Raw genomic sequence first — 490 nt, forward strand, 5'->3', positions numbered from 1 at the left:
CTAACGGAGAGAACGTGCTGTTGCTCGGGCCGCCCGGAGTCGGCAAGACGCACTTGTCGATCGCGCTGGGGCGAGAGGCGATCCTGGCCGGGTACACGGTGCAGTTCACCACGGCGACGACACTGGTCGCAGGCCTTGCCAAGGCGCATGGCGAACGGCGTCTGGATGAGAAACTGCTCGCGCTGTCGAAGCCAAAGCTGCTGATCGTCGACGAGCTCGGCTACCTGCCGCTGGAACCTGACGCGGCGCATCTGTTCTTCCAACTGGTCAGTCGGCGCTATGAAACTGGCGCCATGCTGATCACCTCGAACCGCAGTGTTGCCGAATGGGGCACCGTGTTCGCCGATCCCGTGGTCGCCACCGCGATCCTCGACCGGCTCTTGCACCACAGCCACGTGCTGACGATCCGCGGCGACAGCTACCGGCTCCGAGCCAAGCGCAAGAGCGGTCTCATCAAAACGCCGACCGCCGGTGACGGCCCTCCGGTCGG

The 490-nt window shown here is 65.3% G+C and carries 1 protein-coding gene; it reads left to right on the forward strand.

Features of this window, described 5'->3' with window-relative positions; translation table 11 throughout:
• On the forward strand, positions 1-490 hold a 490-nt coding region (gene istB, locus AACY45_RS28125), incomplete at both ends, for an IS21-like element helper ATPase IstB (protein WP_339548739.1).

Origin of the sequence: Pseudomonas sp. RA_35y_Pfl2_P32, from assembly GCF_963970735.1 — a bacterium.
Classification (GTDB): Bacteria; Pseudomonadota; Gammaproteobacteria; order Pseudomonadales; family Pseudomonadaceae; genus Aquipseudomonas.